General features: G+C 66.8%; 20 protein-coding genes. 10 read left to right on the top strand and 10 right to left on the bottom strand.

Going from position 1 to position 19,504, the window contains the following annotated elements; genetic code table 11:
- The first annotated feature begins 82 nt into the window (after positions 1-82).
- Genes xdhA through xdhC form a run of 3 tightly spaced genes read left to right on the top strand, consistent with a single transcriptional unit; the run spans position 83 to position 4,615 of the window.
- Positions 83-1,621 carry a xanthine dehydrogenase small subunit gene (gene xdhA, locus AB3X98_RS11230; protein ID WP_368603938.1) on the top strand — a complete coding sequence of 513 codons (1,539 nt, stop codon included), beginning with the start codon at positions 83-85 and terminating at the stop codon, positions 1,619-1,621.
- 40 nt (positions 1,622-1,661) lie between these two features.
- The gene (gene xdhB, locus AB3X98_RS11225) at positions 1,662-4,028 is read left to right on the top strand and encodes a xanthine dehydrogenase molybdopterin binding subunit (protein ID WP_368603937.1); all 2,367 of its coding nucleotides are present in this window, start codon (positions 1,662-1,664) and stop codon (positions 4,026-4,028) included.
- On the top strand, positions 4,025-4,615 hold the full coding sequence (xdhC, locus tag AB3X98_RS11220) for a xanthine dehydrogenase accessory protein XdhC (protein WP_368603936.1): 591 nt from the start codon (positions 4,025-4,027) through the stop codon (positions 4,613-4,615). Before xdhB ends, xdhC begins: the two co-directional genes overlap by 4 nt.
- A 74-nt stretch (positions 4,616-4,689) precedes the next feature.
- On the opposite strand, the gene AB3X98_RS11215 is transcribed toward xdhC, so the two are convergent.
- The 3 genes from AB3X98_RS11215 to AB3X98_RS11205 form a co-directional block, all read right to left on the bottom strand.
- A complete protein-coding gene (locus tag AB3X98_RS11215) occupies positions 4,690-5,700 on the bottom strand; it encodes a LysR family transcriptional regulator (protein WP_368603935.1) in 1,011 nt (336 codons plus the stop codon).
- Between the two features lie 159 nt (positions 5,701-5,859).
- Complete coding sequence (locus AB3X98_RS11210; protein ID WP_342947738.1) at positions 5,860-6,513, bottom strand: 2-hydroxychromene-2-carboxylate isomerase; 654 nt, start codon at positions 6,511-6,513, stop codon at positions 5,860-5,862.
- A gap of 79 nt (positions 6,514-6,592) precedes the next feature.
- Positions 6,593-8,092, bottom strand: a complete 1,500-nt coding sequence (locus AB3X98_RS11205) for a TAXI family TRAP transporter solute-binding subunit (RefSeq protein ID WP_368603934.1) — start codon at positions 8,090-8,092, stop codon at positions 6,593-6,595.
- A gap of 571 nt (positions 8,093-8,663) precedes the next feature.
- On the opposite strand from AB3X98_RS11205, the gene AB3X98_RS11200 reads away from it, so the two are divergent.
- A complete protein-coding gene (locus AB3X98_RS11200) occupies positions 8,664-9,017 on the top strand; it encodes a BON domain-containing protein (RefSeq protein ID WP_368603933.1) in 354 nt (117 codons plus the stop codon).
- A gap of 334 nt (positions 9,018-9,351) precedes the next feature.
- Positions 9,352-9,612, top strand: a complete 261-nt coding sequence (locus tag AB3X98_RS11195; protein ID WP_158757093.1) for a hypothetical protein — start codon at positions 9,352-9,354, stop codon at positions 9,610-9,612.
- A gap of 40 nt (positions 9,613-9,652) precedes the next feature.
- On the opposite strand, the gene AB3X98_RS11190 is transcribed toward AB3X98_RS11195, so the two are convergent.
- On the bottom strand, positions 9,653-10,441 hold the full coding sequence (locus AB3X98_RS11190; RefSeq protein ID WP_368603932.1) for a sulfite exporter TauE/SafE family protein: 789 nt from the start codon (positions 10,439-10,441) through the stop codon (positions 9,653-9,655).
- Between the two features lie 323 nt (positions 10,442-10,764).
- On the opposite strand from AB3X98_RS11190, the gene rarD reads away from it, so the two are divergent.
- Both rarD and AB3X98_RS11180 read left to right on the top strand, forming a co-directional pair.
- Positions 10,765-11,652 (top strand): EamA family transporter RarD, encoded by an 888-nt coding sequence (gene rarD / locus AB3X98_RS11185; RefSeq protein WP_342947740.1) that lies wholly within the window; start codon positions 10,765-10,767, stop codon positions 11,650-11,652.
- Between the two features lie 173 nt (positions 11,653-11,825).
- Positions 11,826-12,206, top strand: a complete 381-nt coding sequence (locus tag AB3X98_RS11180; RefSeq protein WP_342947741.1) for a DUF5594 family protein — start codon at positions 11,826-11,828, stop codon at positions 12,204-12,206.
- A 24-nt stretch (positions 12,207-12,230) separates the two neighbouring features.
- Here the strand turns inward: AB3X98_RS11180 and AB3X98_RS11175 are convergent, their stop codons facing one another.
- From AB3X98_RS11175 to AB3X98_RS11160, 4 genes are read right to left on the bottom strand one after another with little or no spacing between them, the layout of a single operon-like run.
- Positions 12,231-13,847 carry a sulfur transferase domain-containing protein gene (locus AB3X98_RS11175; RefSeq protein ID WP_368603931.1) on the bottom strand — a complete coding sequence of 539 codons (1,617 nt, stop codon included), beginning with the start codon at positions 13,845-13,847 and terminating at the stop codon, positions 12,231-12,233.
- A 40-nt stretch (positions 13,848-13,887) separates the two neighbouring features.
- Positions 13,888-14,340 (bottom strand): YeeE/YedE family protein, encoded by a 453-nt coding sequence (locus AB3X98_RS11170; protein ID WP_069267731.1) that lies wholly within the window; start codon positions 14,338-14,340, stop codon positions 13,888-13,890.
- 1 nt (position 14,341) lies between these two features.
- On the bottom strand, positions 14,342-14,776 hold the full coding sequence (locus AB3X98_RS11165) for a YeeE/YedE family protein (RefSeq protein ID WP_368603930.1): 435 nt from the start codon (positions 14,774-14,776) through the stop codon (positions 14,342-14,344).
- Complete coding sequence (locus AB3X98_RS11160) at positions 14,773-15,108, bottom strand: metalloregulator ArsR/SmtB family transcription factor (protein WP_028202089.1); 336 nt, start codon at positions 15,106-15,108, stop codon at positions 14,773-14,775. Before AB3X98_RS11160 ends, AB3X98_RS11165 begins: the two co-directional genes overlap by 4 nt.
- A gap of 116 nt (positions 15,109-15,224) precedes the next feature.
- Between AB3X98_RS11160 and AB3X98_RS11155 the strand changes: the two genes are divergently transcribed.
- Complete coding sequence (locus tag AB3X98_RS11155; protein WP_368603929.1) at positions 15,225-16,112, top strand: MBL fold metallo-hydrolase; 888 nt, start codon at positions 15,225-15,227, stop codon at positions 16,110-16,112.
- 88 nt (positions 16,113-16,200) lie between these two features.
- Here AB3X98_RS11155 and AB3X98_RS11150 read toward each other — a convergent pair whose 3' ends face one another.
- The gene (locus tag AB3X98_RS11150; RefSeq protein WP_368603928.1) at positions 16,201-17,397 is read right to left on the bottom strand and encodes an acyltransferase family protein; all 1,197 of its coding nucleotides are present in this window, start codon (positions 17,395-17,397) and stop codon (positions 16,201-16,203) included.
- 176 nt (positions 17,398-17,573) lie between these two features.
- Between AB3X98_RS11150 and AB3X98_RS11145 the strand changes: the two genes are divergently transcribed.
- The gene (locus tag AB3X98_RS11145; RefSeq protein ID WP_368603927.1) at positions 17,574-18,542 is read left to right on the top strand and encodes a zinc-binding alcohol dehydrogenase family protein; all 969 of its coding nucleotides are present in this window, start codon (positions 17,574-17,576) and stop codon (positions 18,540-18,542) included.
- A gap of 28 nt (positions 18,543-18,570) precedes the next feature.
- Positions 18,571-18,747 (top strand): DUF1427 family protein, encoded by a 177-nt coding sequence (locus AB3X98_RS11140; RefSeq protein ID WP_342947748.1) that lies wholly within the window; start codon positions 18,571-18,573, stop codon positions 18,745-18,747.
- Positions 18,748-18,817: 70 nt separating this feature from the next.
- Here AB3X98_RS11140 and AB3X98_RS11135 read toward each other — a convergent pair whose 3' ends face one another.
- Positions 18,818-19,273, bottom strand: coding sequence for a host attachment protein (locus tag AB3X98_RS11135; protein ID WP_028202093.1), 456 nt, complete (start codon positions 19,271-19,273; stop codon positions 18,818-18,820).
- Positions 19,274-19,504 lie beyond the last annotated feature (231 nt).

Raw genomic sequence — 19,504 nt, 5'->3', positions numbered from 1 at the left:
TATTGGCAGTGATAGTTTTCGAACCGTCCACTCGAGCGGCATACGCCTTTTGCGAGCTGCATCCAACGACGAGCCAGAAACCATGAGCCAGCCGATCCGCTTTTACCACCGCAACGCGATTCGCGAAATCAGCGACGCGGGCGTCACCCGCACCGTTCTCCAGTACCTGCGCGAAGACGCGCGCTGCACCGGCACCAAGGAAGGCTGCGCCGAAGGCGACTGTGGCGCCTGCACGGTCGTGGTGGGCGAGCGCAACGAGGCGGGCGGCGTGAGCTTCAAGGCCGTCAACGCCTGCATCCAGTTCCTGCCGACGCTCGACGGCCGCGCGCTCTTCACCGTCGAAGACCTGCGCCAGCCCGACGGCTCGCTGCACCCCGTGCAGCAGGCCATGGTCGACTGCCACGGCTCGCAGTGCGGTTTTTGCACGCCGGGCTTCGTGATGTCGATGTGGGCGCTCTACGAGAAGCATGGCCACGAGCACGCGGGCCAGCCCAACCACGCCTGTGCCACGAAGGGCGCGTGCAGCGTGCCTTCGCGCGACGAGATCGCCAATGCGCTCACGGGCAACCTGTGCCGCTGCACGGGCTACCGGCCGATCCTCGACGCCGCCGAGCAGATGTTCAAGGCCGATGCGCCGAAGCAGCCCATCGACGTGAAGGCGCTCGCCCAGACCCTCGCCACGCTCGAGCGCGAGGACACCTTCCACTACGAGAGCCGCGGCCAGCAGTACGACGCGCCGCGTACCGTCGACGCGCTCGCCGCCATCAAGGCCGCGCGCCCCAACACGCGCATCCTCGCGGGCAGCACCGACATCGGCCTGTGGGTCACGAAGCAGATGCGCGAACTTGGCGACATCGTCTACGTGGGCCAGGTCGACGCGATGCGCCGCATCGACGTGAGCGACGACTGGATCGAGATCGGCGCGGGCGTAACCGTCGAGCGCGGCTATGCGGCACTCGCGAAGCATTACCCGGAACTCGAAGAGATGTGGCAGCGCTTCGCCTCGCTGCCGATCCGCAACGCGGGCACGATCGGCGGCAACGTCGCGAACGGCTCGCCCATCGGCGACTCGATGCCCGGGCTCATCGCGCTCGGCGCGCGCGTGGTGCTGCGCGGCGGCGAGATCGAGCGCGAAATGCCGCTCGAAGACCTCTACCTCGCCTATCAGAAGAAGGACATGGCCGAGCACGAGTTCGTGCTCGCGCTCAAGGTGCCCACGCGCACCGGCGCGCGCGCGAACCTGCGATTTCGCACCTACAAGGTCTCGAAGCGCTTCGACTCGGACATCTCGGCCGTGTGCGCCGCCTACGCCTATATCGCCGATGGCGACGTGATCCGCGAGCCGCGCATCGCGTTCGGCGGCATGGCCGCGACACCAAAGCGCGCGACTCACGCGGAAGGCGTGCTGGCCCATGCGCAGTGGCACGAAGCCACCGCCCAGGCCGCGATGATCGCGCTCGGCAAGGACTACGCGCCGCTATCCGACATGCGCGCGACGAGCGACTACCGCCTCGAAGCCGCGAAGAATACGCTGTACCGTTTCTGGCTCGAAACGCGTCCGCATAACCCGCTCGCGCCGCAAGCGCTCAATGTGCGCAACGTAGCCGCAGAAACCGCTTGAGACATTCGGGAAACGGAAAAGACATACGGAGAACGAAACAATGAACCAGCAAGCCGAACCGTTCCTGGACGAACTCAAGGCACGCGAGCCCTTCGCGCAAGTGCACGTCTCGCGCCCGCACGAATCCGCGCATCTGCACGTGAGCGGCCGCGCCACCTATACCGACGACATTCCGGTCGTGGCCGGCACGCTGCACGCCGCCCTCGGGCTTTCGCAGAAGCCGCACGCCCGCATCGTGTCGATGAACCTCGCGAAGGTGCGCGCGACGCCGGGCGTCGTAGCGGTGCTCACCGCCGAGGACATTCCCGGCGTGAACGACTGCGGCCCGATCATCCACGACGATCCGGTGCTCGCCGACGGCGTCGTGCAGTACGTGGGCCAGCCCATGTTCATCGTGGTGGCGGCGTCGCACGACACGGCGCGCCTCGCCGCCCGCCGCGCCGAGGTGCAGTACGAAGAGCTGCCCGCCGTGCTCACGGCGCAACAGGCGCGCGCCGCGCAGCAGTCGGTGCTGCCGCCGATGAAGCTTGCGCGCGGCGAGGCGTCCACGCGCGCGGCACGCGCCGTGCATCGGCATGAAGGCGAGATGCTGCTGGGCGGCCAGGAGCAGTTCTACCTCGAAGGCCAGATTGCCTACGCGGTGCCTAAGGACGACGATGGCATGCACGTGTGGTGCTCCACGCAGCACCCGAGCGAGATGCAGCACCTCGTCGCGCATGTGCTGGGCGTCGCCTCGCACAACGTGCTCGTGGAATGCCGCCGTATGGGCGGCGGCTTCGGCGGCAAGGAATCGCAGTCGGGCCTCTTTGCCTGCTGCGCGGCGCTCGCCGCCTGGAAGCTCCTGTGCCCCGTGAAGCTGCGCCCCGACCGCGACGACGACATGATGGTCACGGGCAAGCGCCACGATTTCCACTACACCTATGAAGTGGGCTACGACGACGAGGGCACGATCGAAGGCGTGTCGGTCGACATGACCTCGCGCTGCGGCTTTTCCGCCGACCTGTCCGGCCCGGTGATGACGCGCGCCGTTTGCCACTTCGACAACGCCTACTGGCTGCCCGACGTGTCGATCGCCGGTTTCTGCGGCAAGACCAACACGCAGTCGAACACGGCGTTTCGCGGCTTCGGCGGCCCGCAGGGCGCGTTCGCGATCGAGTACATCATGGACGATGTGGCGCGCACGCTCGGTCTCGATTCGCTCGACGTGCGCCGCCGCAATCTCTACGGCAAGACGCAGAACAACGAAACGCCCTATGGCCAGGTCGTCGAGGACAACGTCATTCACGAGCTGATCGACGAGCTGGTGGAAACGAGCGGCTATCGCGCGCGCCGCGCCGCGATTCGGGAATTCAACGCGAACAACGATGTGCTCAAGAAGGGCATTGCGCTCACGCCGGTCAAGTTCGGCATTGCGTTCAACGTCACGCACTTCAACCAGGCGGGCGCGCTCGTTCACATCTACACCGACGGCTCGGTGCTCGTGAACCACGGCGGCACCGAAATGGGCCAGGGCCTGAACACGAAGGTCGCGCAGGTGGTGGCGCACGAACTGGGCATCGAGTTCGGCCGTGTGCGCGTGACCGCCACAGACACCAGCAAGGTCGCGAACACGTCCGCCACGGCGGCATCGACCGGCACCGACCTGAACGGCAAGGCGGCGCAGGACGCCGCGCGCCAGCTGCGCGAGCGGCTCGCCGCGCTGGCGGCGACGACCTACGGCAAGGGCGAAATCAGCGCCGCGGACGTGGGCTTCGCCAACGACTCCGTGATCGTGGGCGAGACGGTCGTGCCGTTCGAGACGTTGGTGTCGAAGGCCTACCTCGCGCGCGTCCAGCTCTGGTCCGATGGTTTCTACACCACGCCCAAGCTGTACTGGGATCAGGCCACGCTGCGCGGGCGGCCGTTCTACTACTACTCGTATGGCGCGGCGGTGTCGGAAGTCGTCATCGACACGCTCACGGGCGAAATGCGCGTGCTGCGCGCCGATGCGCTGCACGACGTGGGCGCGTCGCTGAATCCGGCGCTCGACGTGGGCCAGGTGGAAGGCGGCTTCATTCAGGGCATGGGCTGGCTCACCACGGAAGAACTGTGGTGGAAGCCGGACGGCAAGCTCATGACGCACGCGCCGTCCACCTACAAGATCCCGACCGTAAACGACACGCCAGCGGAATTCAACGTGCGGCTCTTCAAGAACCGCAACGCGGAAGACAGCATCCACCGCTCGAAGGCCGTGGGCGAGCCGCCGCTGTTGCTGCCGTTCTCGGTGTTCTTCGCGATTCGTGACGCCGTGGCGAGCGTGGCCGATTACCGCTTCAATCCGCCTATGAATGCGCCGGCCACCGCCGAGGAAATCCTGAAGGGCGTGCGCGCGGTGCGGGCGATGGCGCGCGAGGGGGCTGCAAAATGAATCGTCATCCTCAGCATTGCGTGCGCGTCGACGAAACCGGGCGCGTGATCATCGGCCGCCGCAGCACGCCGGTGCCGCACTACGGGCCGATGCACATCGTGCTGTTCGGCGCGGGCCACGTGGGCCATGCGCTCGTCACGCTGCTCGGTATGCTGCCGTGCGTGGTGCAGTGGGTGGACGAGCGCGACGAGCAGTTCCCCGACGAGGTGCCCGCCAACGTGCAGATCGAAGCGACGGACACGCCGGCGGCCATCGTCGACGAAGCGCCGGCGGGCGCGTACTTCCTCGTGATGACGCACAATCACGCGCTCGACTTCGAGTTGAGCGAGCGCATCATGCGGCGGCGCGATTTCGCATGGTTTGGCCTCATCGGCTCGAAAACGAAGCGCGTGAAGTTCGAGCGGCGGCTCATGGAGCGCGGCGTGGAAGCCGAGCGCATGGACGAGATGACGTGCCCGATCGGCGTGACGGGGATCGTCGACAAGGCGCCTGCGTCGATTGCGGTGGCGGTCGCCGCGCAACTCATGCAGATGCGGGTGGTGCAGCGCCCGGCGGTGGTGAGAACGGTCGCGCTCGAGCGCGCCTGATTCCACACGCCATACAAGCGAAACGGGCGCGCCTCGATGATGAGGGCGTTCGTTTGCGTTTGCTTTGCGTTATTTCAGGCAGCTTCGAGCGGCGGCGTGGGCGTCGCTTCGCTCTTCGCGCTCGCGGCCTTCTTCGTCGCGGCACGCTTCGTCCCGCGCTCGGCGGTCAACGATCCCGACACCTCTTCGATCAATCCGCGCAGCCATCCGACATCGCTCGGCCTGTCCGGCTGCGGATGCCACATCTGATAGCAGTGAATGCGCGGAAACGCGAACGGCGTCTCGACGACGGCGATGGGCAAGAGCTTCGCGTAGTGCTGCGCGAAGCGCCGGGTCGTCGTGAAGATCAGATCCGATTGCAGCAAGACCTGCGGCACGAGCCCGAAGTAGGGCAGCGTCGCGACGATGCGGCGCTCGGCTTTCGCCTTCGCAAACCCCAGATCGATCGCGCTCGCATGGGAGCCCGTGTAGGGCGTGGGTGCGAGATGGGGAGCTGCGAGATACGCCTCGCGCGTGAGTTCGCGGCGCGCGAGTGGATGGTCCGCCCGCATCATGCAGACGACCTTGTCGGAGAAGAGGTCGCTGCGCGCGAAACGCGCCTCGGGCTTCGGCCAGTTGCCGATCACGATGTCGAGTTCGCCCGCGTCCAGCGCGCCGTGATGATCGAGCGTGGGCGAGAGTGAGAGGATCTCCAGCCGCGCCGCCGGCGCCGTCTCGCGAAAGCGCGCGATCAGCGTCGGCATGAAGAAGTCGTTGAGGTAGTCGGGGGCGGCGAGGCGGAACGTGCGCTTCGAGCGTTCCGGGTCGAAGTCGCCGTGCGGCGTGGCCACGAACTCCACGTCGCGCAGTATGCGCTGCGCGTGCTGCAGCAGCGACTCGCCGTACTCGGTCGGCACCATGCCGGCCTTGCCGCGCACGAGGATCGGATCGCCCAGGATCTCGCGCAGCCGGCGCAGTGCGGTGCTGATGGCAGGCTGGGTCTGGTTCAGGCGCAGCGCGGCCTGTGTGACGCTGCGCTCGACCAGCAGCGTGCGCAGCACGCGCACCAGCCAGATGTCGAGGGTGAGGGCGTTATCGTCGTCCATGGGGTGTGGCGGGCAAGGGCGCGTGCGCGACGACGCATAGCGTTGCGCGCACGGATTCAGCCATAACCATATGCCTGCTCGCGCGCCACCGCCATAGGGTGCGCGGCATGACCGACATCAGAACGGCACGCGTTGGATGGTTCCGCGGCGCGCAGCCCGTCACTCGGTAACCGGTTTCGCGAGCCCCGAAGGCAGCGTGCTGATGCGCTTGACCTCGCGCGAGTCGAGCCAGTTCGGGCTGCGTGCGCAGTAGAGCACCATCGGCAAGGCGTCTTCGCCCCAGAAGAGCTGCTTGTTCATCCAGAACGTCGGCACGCCGAATACGCCCATCGCGATCGCGTCGTTGGTGTTGCGGCGCAACTGCGCGCGCACGACTTCTTCCTCGATCAGCGACTCGCCGTGCGGAATGCCCACGCGCTCGCAAAGCTGCTCGAAGCCCTCGTCGCTCGACGGGTCGCGCCCCTCGCGCCAGATGAAGCGGAAGATCTCGCGCACGCACGCGAACTCGCCGCCCGCCGCAATGGCGAGCAGCATCGGCCTGACCGAGTCGAACGGATGAGCGGGCGGCATCTTGAACGGAATGCCGAGTTGCTCGGCGCGAAAGAGCGCGTGCCGGTACGTGAACACGCGCTTGGCCGGGACCGCGGAGCCGAACGGCTGGCCCCAGTGGCGGTATAGCTCGGAAAGCAGCACCGGCGTCGGCACGAAATCGAAGCCGGGCCACTTGTCTTGCTGCTCCAGCAACAGATACGAAAACGGCGACACGAAGTCGTAGAACCAGGCCGGCTGGCTGGCGTCGATGCCGTCGATCATGCTGTTTCTCCTCTCCAGGGCGATGTCCGGGCCATTGCTTGCATGGCCCATTGTTCGGTTCAAAATGCGTGCAGCGGCGCTAATGCGTGCGCTCGCCTGTTTCATTGCCGCCGCTTTCGTTTGCATGGCTCGCCTCTGTACCCGCTGTGCCTGCGTCGTTGCTGCCGCCTTCCGGCGCCTCTGCCTCTTCTGCGCTTTCCGCTGTCTGCTCTTCTTCTGCCCCAACGCCTGCGTCCGGCGCTTCGCGCGTGCCGGACAGCCGCGCGCGCACGAAGCCGATATGCTCGCGCAGCACGTAGAACTGCTCCGCGTAGGCGAGCGGCATTTTCATGCCGTTCACCGATTCCTCGATCTTGTCGAGCTGGCGGATCAGCGCCCGGCGCTCGGTGGGCGAGTTGTCGGCCATCGCGGCGCGCTCGAGTGCGATGAGCGAGCCGTACCAGCGGTAGATGCGCGATTTTACCCGCCAGGCGTAGAGCGAAGGCACGATCCGCAGGCCCGGAATCAGCACGACGATGATCGGCACGAGCAGCACCACGAGCCGGTCGGCGAGGCTCGCCACCCAGAAGGGCAGCACGCGGTAGAGGAAGCTCTTGCCCGACTTGTAGTAGCGCGCGGCGTCGGCGCTGATCGGGAAGTCCTGGGCGCGGGGCGCGGGGAATTCGCCGGCGCGCTGCAAAAGGGTGGAGCGCCCGTGCACTTCCTTGGCCGCTTCGATCAGGAGGTCGGAGAGCGCGGGATGCAGTGAGTCGCGCGCGACCAGTTCTGCCGTCGGCGCGATGAAATGCAGGGGCGCTGCCGGCAGGTTGCGGCCGAAGTCGAACGCGCCCATCGGGATCGTGATGGCCGTGAGGAACGGAAAGCGCCGCGCGTAGGCGTCGGCCTGGACGAAGTCGAAGAAGCGCACGCCCGGCATGCGCATGAGGCGGCCCATGACGGGCGGCTGCGCGGAGTCGCCCGCGAGAATCGCGACGTCGATCTTGCCGGCCACGAGTTCGCGCGCGGCGTCGTCGCCGGAAAGCGGCAAAAGCCTGGTCGGGCCGCCGGGCTCGATGCCGTTCGCCTTGAGCAGCGTGAGCGCGAGCTCGCGCGTGCCGCTGCCCTCGGCGCCGATGGCGATGCGCTGGCCTTCGAACTGCGAGAGCCGCGTGGCGACGGGGCCGTGATAGAACACAACGAGCGGCACGTAAGCGACGCTGCCGAGCGACACGAGGCCGCCTGGCACCTTGCTCGCGAGACCGTCCTGCACGAACGCGACGTCGACGTTCGACTTCGGGTCGGCGAGACGCTGCAGGTTCTGCGCCGAGCCTTCCGATTCGAGCACGATCAGCGTGATGTTGTTGCGCGCGAGGATGGCCTTGTACTTTTCCGCGGCGTTCCAGAAGGTGCTGCCCTTGGGCCCGGCGCTCATGGTCAGCGTGCTGGGCGGCGCGGGCTGGATGAGACGCACTGCGAGCCAGATGGCCGCCGCGCTCACGAGCAGGATGGGACCGAACGTGACAGCCAGGTCGCGCCACGAGATCGCCACGAAGCGCGCGACGAGACGGGGAGGAGGTTTGCGGCCGGTGCGGGACTTCATCGGGGTGGGGCGGGCCTCGGGTAGTTCGGGGGAGTGCGGGTCGGGTCCGCGTCGGGTCCGGCGCTGGCGCCGGGTCGGCTCAGGCGCGCGCGCCGCGCGGGCTCTGTGGTGCCGATGGTACATGAGATTCGGCGTTGCGGCGGCATGCCCGCGTGCCTCGCGGAGCAGCTTAAGCGCATGCCGCATGCGCCTGAGCTAAACTCTTTGCGCTTGCGCCACAGCCAGGCTAAATTGTGGTTCGCCTGCTGCGCTTCGCAAGGCGCGCCGGGGGCCCGGGAGGGGTGGAGAAGTTGAACGAGCGGGCTCGCGCGAGCATCAATTCAAAACAACAGGAAACGGGCGCAGACCTGTTCCGGCGGGTGTAATTCGACGTCCTTTCATCCTTTTGCCTCTCGCATCGCGTCCAGACCCTGGCCGTGCACACGCGCATTGCGCGCTGTGCACGGCCATCGGTAGTGGTAACAGCCGTCAGACCATGGCTGACGGGCGGCCTCCGAGCCGTCCTCCGGCAAGGCAGGCGGTCCTATTGCAGACAACAACCCGCAACAACGCGAAGACACAAGGAGAAAATATGAAATCGGTCGCTATTCTGAAGACGCTGGGCGTGGCGCTGTGCCTGTCGGTAGCTTGCAGCGCGTCGTACGCGCAGGACGAGTCGGCAAGTGCTCCCGCCGCCACCACGGCCGCTCCGGCCACCTCGGCCAAGAAGGCCGACCGCAAGCTGGGCTACACGGTGCGCAAGGCGCTCTCGAAGACCCAAGGCCTCGACGTTTCCAAGCTCAACGTGCGCTCGCACGGTGGCGCTGTCACGCTGAGCGGTACGGTGCCGGATCAGGGCCAGATCGACAAGGCTGGAGAAGTCGCGAAGGGTGTGCCTGGCGTGACGTCGGTGTCGAACAAGCTGACGGTCAGAGTGGAGCAATAAACGCAGCGCACGCCCGGGAAACGGGGCGTCTGCGGTCATGTAGCAGCAAAAAGCCCGGCCTCGACAGGCCGGGCTTTTTTTATGCTCTGAGGTTGGGCAAGCGCACGGTTGGCGTGCGTCTGGGGCTGTTGCCGCTCGAAGCCGTCGGCTTGTACGCGTCGCGCGTGAACCCGTTGCGCGGATCGCTCCCCGCATGCGATTGCGTCATGTTGCACTGCAGCCGCCAAAGTGTAGTTTGACACACAGTCTTCCCGCCGTTGGGGGTATACCGTGGGTATCGCGCGTCTTTCCCGAGGTCGAGCGCGGCCTCATCGCTGGAAAGCAGGAAATCGCCATGACCATTCACACCTACACCGACTTGCCGCTCGTCGACCGGGCGGCCTTCGAGCTGGCCTGTGCGCGGCACGGCTTTGCGCCCATGCAGTTCGACATTCGCGGCGAAGCCGATCCCAACGACCCGGACCATGGCGACATGCTGATCGTGCGGCGCGGCGCCTGGGCGCAGGCTTACCGCATCGACGCCCGCGGCCAGTGGCTGCGCCAGTTCGAGGTCGATCTCAACGGGAGATTTTTCCGCCAGGCGCCCCACGCCTGAGCGTGCGCGAGGTGCGCGGCGGGCGCGGCGTGTGCCGCATTCAGGAGAGCACGAGCCGCACGCCCACGAGCGTGAGCGTCGCGGCGAGCAGCACGCGCAGCAGCTTTTCGGGAGCCTTGGTGGACAGCAGGCTACCGATCGCGATGCCGGGCAGCGAGCCGCACAGGAGCGAAAGCAGCATGTGCCAGTCGATCGAACCGAGCAGCCAGTGGCCGGCGCCCGCGAGGAGCGTGAGCGGCACGGCGTGAGCGACATCGGAGCCGACGATGCGCACCGTCGGCAGCGCCGGGTAGAGCAGCAGCAGTACAGTCACGCCGATGGCGCCCGCGCCCACCGAGGTGAGCGAGACGAGCGCGCCGAGCACCGCGCCCGTGAGGATCGTGAAAAAGAGCGTGCGCGCTTCGCCCGGCTCATGCCGGTGGCGCGAGGCGAACGCGGCGAGCTGCGGGCGGAAAATGAGCGCCACGGCCGTAATGAGCAGCGCCGCCCCCAGCACGGCCTGGATCAGATGCCCCGCGCGCGGCGTGTCCATGCCATAGCGGTGCAGCAGGATCAGCGTGATCGTCGCGGCGGGCACGCTGCCGGCCGCGAGCCGCAGCGTCACCCGCCAGTCCACCGAACCCTTGAGCCCGTGCACGAGCGTGCCCGCAGACTTCGTCGCGGCCGCATAGAGCAGGTCGGTGCCGACTGCCGTGGCCGGGTGCACGTTGAAGACGAGGACCAGGATCGGCGTCATCAGCGAGCCGCCACCCACGCCGGTCAGGCCGACCAGAAATCCGACGAACAGGCCGGACAGCGAATACAGCAGATCGATATGGGGGAAGGACATCGCGCGCGAAGAGGCCGGTTCAGGGGGCTACGCCGTCGCCTGCCGTGTCGGGAACAGCGCGCGCCGTAAGCGGCGCGTCAGGCTGGACAACGGCCAGGGCTGGCGGCGAAAATCCGCTATTGTCGCAAAACCGGCGGCTTGGCGCTGGGTTAAGCGAAATCAGCCGCGTTGCGCCTGGCTTTCAATTACCTTGACTCCGTCCCACTGGCAGGATGCGGGCCAGATGCCGGCTCGCAACTTCACGTGCCATGAGCGTCCTTCGCGCGCAGGCACGTGCCGAACAGCGCCACGCAGCACTGGCGCCACCATAACCAGAACCCGACATGAATCCCGGCATCCTCTACGCGTTCGCTGCATTCGTTCTCTGGGGGCTCTTCCCCATCTACTTCAAGACGCTGCATCAGATCCCCGCACTCGAAATGCTCGCGCACCGCATGGCGTGGTCGCTCGTGTTCGTGATCGCCGTGCTCGTCGTGCGCCGTCACTGGCGATGGCTTGGGCCCACGCTGCGCGACCGTCGCCTGCTCGGGCGCTTCGTGGCGAGCGCCGTGCTGCTCTCGGCCAACTGGGGCATCTATATCTGGTCCGTCAATGCCGGGCACATCGTCGAGGCGAGCCTCGGCTACTTCATCAATCCGCTCATCAACGTGTTGTTCGGCTATGCGTTCCTGCGCGAACGCCTGCGCCCACTGCAATGGGCCGCCGTGGCGCTGGCCACCGCGGGCGTCGTGTGGCTCACCTGGCAGAACGGTGCACCGCCCTGGATCAGTCTTGCGCTCGCCGTGACCTTCGGCGGCTACGGGCTTTTGCGCAAGACCGCGCAGCTCGGCGCGCTCGAAGGCCTCGCGCTCGAAACCGTGCTGCTCTTTCCCGTTGCGGTCGTTTATCTGACGATCGTGGGTCTCGCCGGCGCGAGCCACTTCACGCATGCCTCGCGCGGGCTGCAGCTGCTGCTCGCGGCCTCCGGCCCGATCACGGCGGTCCCGCTGCTTCTCTTCGGCGCGGCCGCGCGGCGCATTCCGCTGTCGATGCTCGGTCTGATCCAGTACGTCACGCCCACGCTGCAGTTGCTCACCGGCGTGCTCATTTACGGAGAGCCGTTCGGCGCGGTGCGCGCCGTGGGTTACGGCGCGATCTGGCTTGCGCTCGGCGTGTATTCGCTCGAAGGCGTGCGTAGCCTCGTGGCTGAACGGGAGCGCCGCGCGGCGTGAGGGGGCTGAGAGGTGCTGCTGCCCTGTCGGGCATTGGCTGACCTGCCGGCGGCGCGGTAGGATGCCAGCACAATGCGCTGCGAGGTCGCGGCGAATCGCGTGCCGGTTGCGCGATCCAGTCGTGACCGGCAGTGCCTTAACCCTTGGCCAATCCTCAGTGGAGTGCCCCGCGCATGAGTATCGAAGCCGTCCGCCGGTTCGAGGAAGAATTCGCACCGCGCATTGCGGCGAAGCTGGCGAAACAGTTCGGCTCTTCGGTGCACGTCGATGTCGTGCCCAACGCCGGGCACGGCCACCCTACGCGCGTGCGCCTGCGCGGCGTCGCGAACGAGCACCGGCATCCGTATGTGTATCCGCTGAACGTCTCGCTGACCTGGGACACCGAGGAGATCGAGCGCCTCATGGAGCCCGGCGGCGAAGCGCGCTTCGAGCACTACCTCGAAGCGACCGGGCGCAAGCTTGCGTCATGGGAGTCGGCGCGCTCTGTCGATTTTGCTTCGCGCACGCAAGGCGAGCCCGAGGTGCTGCTAGGCGGGCTCGATTTCGAGGGCTAAGCGCGCCTTGGCCCTCGAGGTTCATCAGCCGCGCGCAGCCCGCGTGAGCCACTCGCGGCCCTTGAGCATGCCCCACCAGTAAAAGCTCGGCAGCACGCTCGCCTTGAGCAGCCACATGAGGCGGCGGGGCCGCGTGGGGTCGAGCAGGAAGGTAGGCAAGAGACGCCCGCCATAACCGAACTCGGCCAGCACGACTTTGCCCTTCTCCACGGTGAGCGGGCACGAGCCGTAACCGTCGTAGCGATACGCCAGCGGTGCGCCCGCACGCGCGGCGAGCAGGTTCTCGGCCACGATCACGGCCTGCTTGCGCGCGGCCGCGCCGGTCTTGGCGTTCGGTGCCGAGCACACGTCGCCGAGCGAAAATACGTTCGGATAGCGCGGATGCTGGAGCGTGGCGTGATCGACTTCGCACCAGCCGGCTTCGTCGGCGAGCTGGCTGTCGCGGATGAAGTCGGGCGCGACCTGCGGCGGCACGGCGTGCAGCATGTCGAAGCGCTTCTCCACACGCGTGACGTTGCCGTTCGCATCTTTGACCTCGAAGGTGGCGATACGCGCGGGGCCGTCTACGGCCACGAGATTCGACGAGAACGCGAGGTTCGCGTTGTAGCGCTTCACGTGCTCCATGAGCGGCGGCACGAAGGTCGCCACGCCGAATAGCACGGCGCCCGCGAGATTGAACTCCACGTTGACCTGGCCGAGTACACCCTGGCGTCGCCAGTGGTCGCACGCGAGGTACATGGCCTTTTGCGGCGCGCCCGCGCACTTGATCGGCATGCCGGGCTGGCTGAAGAGCGCGGTGCCGCTCTTCATCTGCTGCACGAGCTGCCAGGTGTAGGGCGCGAGGTCGTAGCGATAGTTCGAGGTCACGCCGTTCTTGCCGAGCGTTTCCGTGAGGCCCGCAATGCGCTCCCACGCGAGCCGCAGTCCCGGCGCGACGATGAGCTGGCGGTAGGCCACGCGCACGCCGCTGTCGAGCTGCACGACGTTCGCATCCGGCTCGACGCGCGTGGCGGCCGCACGGAACCACTTCACGCCGGCGGGGATGACGCTCGCCATGGGCCGGCGCGTTTTCGACACGTCGTATGCACCGCCGCCGACCAGCGTCCACGCGGGCTGATAGTCGTGGTGATCGCTCGGCTCGACGATGGCGATCTTCAGGTTCGGGTCGCGGCGCAACAGGCTCGCCGTGACGGCGATGCCCGCCGTGCCGCCGCCGATCACGACGACGTCCCAGGTTTCGCCTTCCCACGCGCAGGCCGCCGTCGCGGCACGCGCGGCATTCGCGGTTTGCGCGGCCTGGGTGGGCGCGCCTTGCTGCGCGAGCCGATAGAGGCTCGTGGCGCGGTTGCCGCTGCGGCAATACGCGAGCGCGGGGCCGGGCAGGTCGATCAGCAGCTGGGCGAAGCGCGCAGCGTCTTCGGCGGTGATCTGGCCGGGCGTTACCGGCAGATACGCGAACTGCAGACCGAGCTGCGAGGCCGCGGCGCGCAGCGCCTGCGACGTGGGTCGCGAGTCGCCGCCCTCGCCATCGGGCCGGTTGCAGATGATCGAGCGATAGCCCGCCGCCTGGATGGCGGCGAGGTCGTCGGGCGTGATCTGGTCGGCGCTCCCGAAGCGCGCGTCGTGTTGCGTGATTTGCATGTAATTTTTGTCCCGAGGCTGGTGCGGCGTAGTGCTGCTTTTATTGCGGTTTGGTATGGATCGATGCGGCTTCTTGCGAGCGGCGGCGCTGCTCCAGCACGGCGAAAATTGCCATGCCCGCGAGCATGGCGGCGACGAAGAGCCAGGCGCGCGGCTGGCCGCCGCCCGCGGCGACGAGCGCGGGGCCGGGGCAGAAGCCCGCGAGCCCCCAGCCCGCGCCGAACAGCAAGGCGCCGCCAACCAGTCGGCCATCAATTCGACGCGACGTGGGCAGCTGAATCGGGGCGCCAGCGAGGCTCGACGCACGCCGGCGCGCGAGCCAGAAGGCGGGCGCGGCGAGGGCGATGGCGCCTGCCATCACGAAGGCAAGCGACGGGTCCCAATTTCCGGCGAGATCGAGAAAGCCGAGCACCTTGGCCGGGTTGGCCATGCCCGAGACGAGCAAGCCGATGCCGAACAGCAGACCGCACGCGAATGCGCTGAGTTTTCGCATCTCAGCCTCCGATCAGGTGACGCACGGCGAATACGGTGGCGAAGCCCGCCGCCATGAACGCGCCCGTGGCGACGAACGATCGGCGCGAGCCGCGCGCGATCCCGCACACGCCGTGGCCGCTCGTGCAGCCCGAACCGTAACGCGTGCCGATGCCGACCAGCAGGCCCGCCACGACGAGCGTGAGCGTGGACGCATCGATCTGCGTGACCGGAAGCGTCGCGCGCAGCCGCCACAGCAACGGGGCGGCGATGAGGCCGATGACGAACGCGGCATTCACGCCGCGCTCGCCGCCCGAGCCCGGCAGCAACCCACCGAGCAAGCCGCTGATCCCGGCGATGCGCCCGTTCACGAGCACGAAAAGCGCGGCCGCCGCGCCGATCATGAGGCCGCCCGCGAACGAGGCGTAGGGCGTGAAGTGAGCGAGGTCGAGACTCATGCCGGATGGACCTTGAGCCGCCCGCAATAGAGGCTCGAGAGCGTCTGCATGACCTGAATGACTTCGGGGCTCGCGAGGCGGTAGTAGATGTATTTGCCTTCGCGGCGCGTATCGACGAGACCTTCGTCGCGCAGCTTGCCGAGGTGCTGTGAAAGACTCGGCTGATGCACGCCCACCAGTTCTTCGAGCTCGCCGACGTTGCGCTCGCCTTCGGTGAGTTGGCAAAGCAGCAGGAGACGGTCTTCGTGGGCAAGCGCCTTGAGCAGCGCGCAGCACTTTTCGGCGGATTCGCGCAGGGCCGCGAGCGCTTCGGGAGTCAGTGGTGAATTCACGGGTCGCCTCGTGGGACGAGGTTGCAAGTCAATGCGCCAGATTATACTTTGTCTAAAAACATTATATAAATTTATAATATGTGTTTCAATAGAGGGTCATCTTTGCGGAGTCGTTGATGTCCCACCCAGCCCAGCTACCCACACCCGAGCCCACCGTCGAGCCCTTTTTCGACCCCGTCACGGCCACGGTCACCTACGTCGTGCACGCCGGGCGCGGCAGCGCCTGCGCGATCGTCGACCCGGTGCTCGACTACGATCCGAAATCGGGCCGCACCTCCACGGAATCGGCCGATCGCGTGAACGCGTTCGTGCGCGACTACGAGCTTCGCGTCGAGTGGCTGCTGGAAACGCACGCGCATGCCGATCATCTCTCGGCGGCACCGTATCTGAAGGCGCAGCTGGGCGGGCGCATTGCCATTGGCGAGCACATTCGCGACGTGCAGGGTGTATTTAGCGCGGTGTTCAATCTCGCCGAGACGCTCAGCCCGGACGGCAGTCAGTTCGACGTGCTGTTCCAGGACGGCGAGACATTCCGGGTCGGCGCTTTGGAGGCGCGCGCGCTGCACGTGCCCGGCCACACGCCTGCCGATCTCGCGTATCAGATCGGCAACGCCGTGTTCGTGGGCGACACGCTTTTCATGCCCGACGTGGGCTCGGCGCGCTGCGACTTTCCGGGCGGCGACGCGCACACGCTTTACCGTTCGGCGCGCAAGCTGCTCGACCTGCCTGGCGACACGCGGCTCTTCATGTGCCACGACTACCCGCCGGCATCGCGCGGGCCGTGTTTCGAGACCACGGTGAGCGCGCAGCGCAGCGGCAATATCCACCTGAACGAGACTGTGAGCGAAGAGGCGTTCGTGCAGATGCGCACCGCGCGCGACCGCACGCTCGCCATGCCGAACCTGATCCTGCCGTCGATCCAGGTGAATATCCGCGCGGGTCGCCTGCCGGAGCCCGAAGCCAACGGCGTGCGGTATCTGAAGATTCCGATCGACGCACTTTGAATATGTGCGGCGTGAGTTCCGCTAAGTGCCTCTGGGAGCGCGGGAAAACGTCGTTGATCGCTTGCTGCCCGCGCGCTTCGCTGTTCAGTTAGCAGTGAGCGTCCTCGTTGACTGGCAAGTTGCCGGCCGGTTCCTCCTGCAAGCCTGTGCCTGCATCGCTCGCGCCGGCAGTGCGCGATCTGCGCAACCGTATGGCCGGCACAGCGTGCAACAGACGACGCGCGCGCCTATGCAGCGGCCAGTCGACGAACTGGTAGAGCGCGGCGCCCATCGCCGTAGCCACGATCATCGTGAGCACCACCCCGAGCGGCGCAGTCGGATCAAAGCCGCCGAGAGCGCCCGGCAGCAGCTTGCGCGCAGCTTCCACACAGTATGGATGGCTCAGATAGATGGCATAACTCGCATCGCCGATGAATATGGCTGCGCGTGTCAACGAGCCCGAGCCCATCGCCGGTTCCAGGCTCAGTGTGCTACCGATCAGTACGAAAGCCGGCAGGCCGTAGTAAAGCAGCGGTGCGTTGGAAAGGTTGTGCCAGTTGATGTAGGCCATCCACGCGTAGGCCGCTACCGCGATGCACCCCGCAAGCGGCAGCTTGATTCGGACTCCGGATTTCCAGATCTGGTAGGCCATGAAGCCGAGCGGGAACTCGAATAAACGCTGATTCGCATAGAACGCGGTGAATACGCCGTGCGAGTTCGATGCCTTCGCCGCGCAAAAGATCGCAAGGATCAGCGCAGAAGTGAACAGCAGGCGGCGACGGCGCACCAGCATCAACGAAACGGCTGTGACCACGTAAAACAACATTTCGTAGTTCAGCGTCCAGCCGACGAACAACATCGGGAATATCTGGCCGCTTTCCTTGCGATAGGGAATAAAAAAGAGCGACTTCAGCAGATTCCCGAAGTCGGCCGTCGTCGAATTCAACAACGCGGGAGCGGCGAGTGCACCGAGGAATACGCCAAACGTCAGCACCCAGTACAGCGGCACGATGCGGGCAACGCGGTCCGCGAGAAAGCGCTGTGTGGTCAAATTCGGGTTGTCCAGCACGAGGGCGATGACGAAACCGCTTATCACGAAGAAAATGTCGACGCCGAATTCACCGAGCGTATGTCCAGTCGGCGACATGATGTGAAAGAAGATGACCGTTGTCGCTGCAACAGCGCGCAGCACGGTAAGGGACTTTAGCTTTTGCATGGTGGATGCGCGGTCTGCGCGTTCGCCAATGGCGGGCGGGACGGATGCTCTGCGTTTGATCGAGGCTATTCTGACATCGCCAAAACGCACGCGTGTGCGTAGTTTTGTGTGTGACCGTACACAAGTCAGCAATTAGTTAAAGAGTTACCTTGTCCGAAATTCGAAAGCGTCTGTCCACACGACCGGCCTGCAGCAAACTACATTGACAGTTCGATAACGCGTTCGCGTAAGGCGTTGCGCAAAAACTGATTGCACGGAGTCCCGCCATGAAAGCCATCCAGTTCAGGACCTTCGGCAAGCCCGAGGTGCTCGAGTATCTCGATCTGCCCACGCCCGCGCCAAAGGCCGGCAGCGCGCTCGTGCAGGTGCGCGCCGCCTCGGTCAACCCGAGCGATGTGAAGAACGTCGCCGGCCATTTCGAGCACACGGTGCCCCCGCGCGTCCCGGGGCGCGACTTCAGTGGCGTGGTGGTGGCGGGCCCCGCAGAGTGGCTCGGCGCCGAGGTCTGGGCCACGGGCGGCGACATCGGCTTCACGCGCGACGGCACGCATGCCGAGTTCATCGAGGTGCCCGAGGCTGCGCTCGTCCGCAAGCCCGCGGCGCTCTCGCACGCGCAGGCCGCATCCATTGGCGTGAACTTCGTCGTAGCGTGGCTGGGCACCGTCGATTACGCGCGCCTCGCCGAGGGTGAGACGATCGCCGTGATCGGCGTGTCGGGCGGGGTGGGCGGCGCGGTTACGCAGATCGCGAAGGCGCGCGGCGCGCGCGTGATCGGCGTGGGCCGCGAGGCGCCGCTTGCCGGCTCGCCGGCCGCGCGTCTCATCGACGCCTTCGTTCCCATGAACGAGCACACCGCCGAGCGCGTGCGCGAACTGACGGATGGCGCAGGCGCGGACGTGGTCTACGACGCCGTGGGCGGCGTGGCGTTCGAACTGGCGCTCTCGCTTGCGAAGCGGCGTGGCCGCGTGGTCGAGATCAGCGCGACGGGCAAGCGGCGCGTGGAGTTCGACCTGATCGACTTCTATCACAACGAGACGCAGCTGCTCGGCGCCGATAGCGCGAAGCTCGGCGTAGCCGAATCCGCGCCGCTCATGCGCGCGATTGCCGAAGCGTTCGACGCGGGCCAGTTCGAGCCGCCCGTCGTGGCTGCGCACTTTCCGCTCGCGCGGGCACGCGAAGCCTACGAGGCGGTCGCGGCGGGCACGCCGGGGCGCGTCGTGATCGACATGGCGTGAGCGCCCGAAGAACGAACAGGAGATAGAGATGAAGGCCTATCTGGTGTCGTTCGCGGTCGGCGCGCTCGCGGGCCTGCTCTACAACGTGCTGCAGGTGAAGTCGCCCGCGCCGCCGACCATCGCGCTCGTCGGGCTGCTCGGCATGCTGGCGGGCGAGAACGTCATCGGCGTCGTGCGCGCATGCGTCGCGCATCTGGCGGGGTGAGCGGGGCAATCCTCACTCACCGCACCGGATATCGCCTTGCGGCGCGGATTTTACCGACTGACGGGCTGGCTCACGCCCCGGCCCGCACGAGCCGCTCAGGCAAGCGCGTGCGCAGTTCACGTGCGTCGAGCGCCGCGAGATCCTTGTCGAGTTCGAGCGTGACGAGGCTGCGCGTTTGTGCGTCGATTGCCTTGCGCAACGCGCCGAGGAACGCGGGCGGCGCCGCGAGGACGAGCGTGCCGTAGCGCGCGTCGTTGCGGGCCTTCGCGAGCGTCGTCGCGATCTCGGCCGCGAACACGGTGGCTTCGTGGTCGTGCTGGCTGGTGTCGGGATCGGTCGCGCTGCGGCCGAAGCCGACGCGGTCGGTGGTGCGCCCCGGCTTGTCGGTCACGAGGTTCTCGTCCGACATGCGGCCTTGCAGATGGAGCAGCGTCTCGACCTCGTCGATGGCGCCCAGCGGGCTTTCGGCGGCGAAAATGCGCGCGGTCACACGGTTGGCGACAACAATCCAGATCGTTTTCGACATGTTCGACTCCCTGCCATGGCACCCGGCGCATGCGGCCGCCGGGCGGTTGAGTGGACTCGGGCCTCGCGGCGTAAACGTCAAGGGTAGCGCGCTTCGGGCCGCACGGCACGGGAAGTGCCGCCACGCTCGTCGGCGCACCGCTGGCGCTCGCGCGGGACGCGAAAGTGTCGCAACAGCGAGCCGCGTGCCCGCAGGCCGCTTGCCCTCCCAGAATTCGGAAGGATGATTCTT

Source organism: Paraburkholderia sp. BR14312, assembly GCF_040948675.1.
GTDB classification, from domain to species: domain Bacteria; phylum Pseudomonadota; class Gammaproteobacteria; order Burkholderiales; family Burkholderiaceae; genus Paraburkholderia; species Paraburkholderia nodosa_A.
The sequence above is the reverse complement of the archived record's forward strand: the minus strand, read 5'-3'. Positions and strand labels throughout refer to the sequence as shown.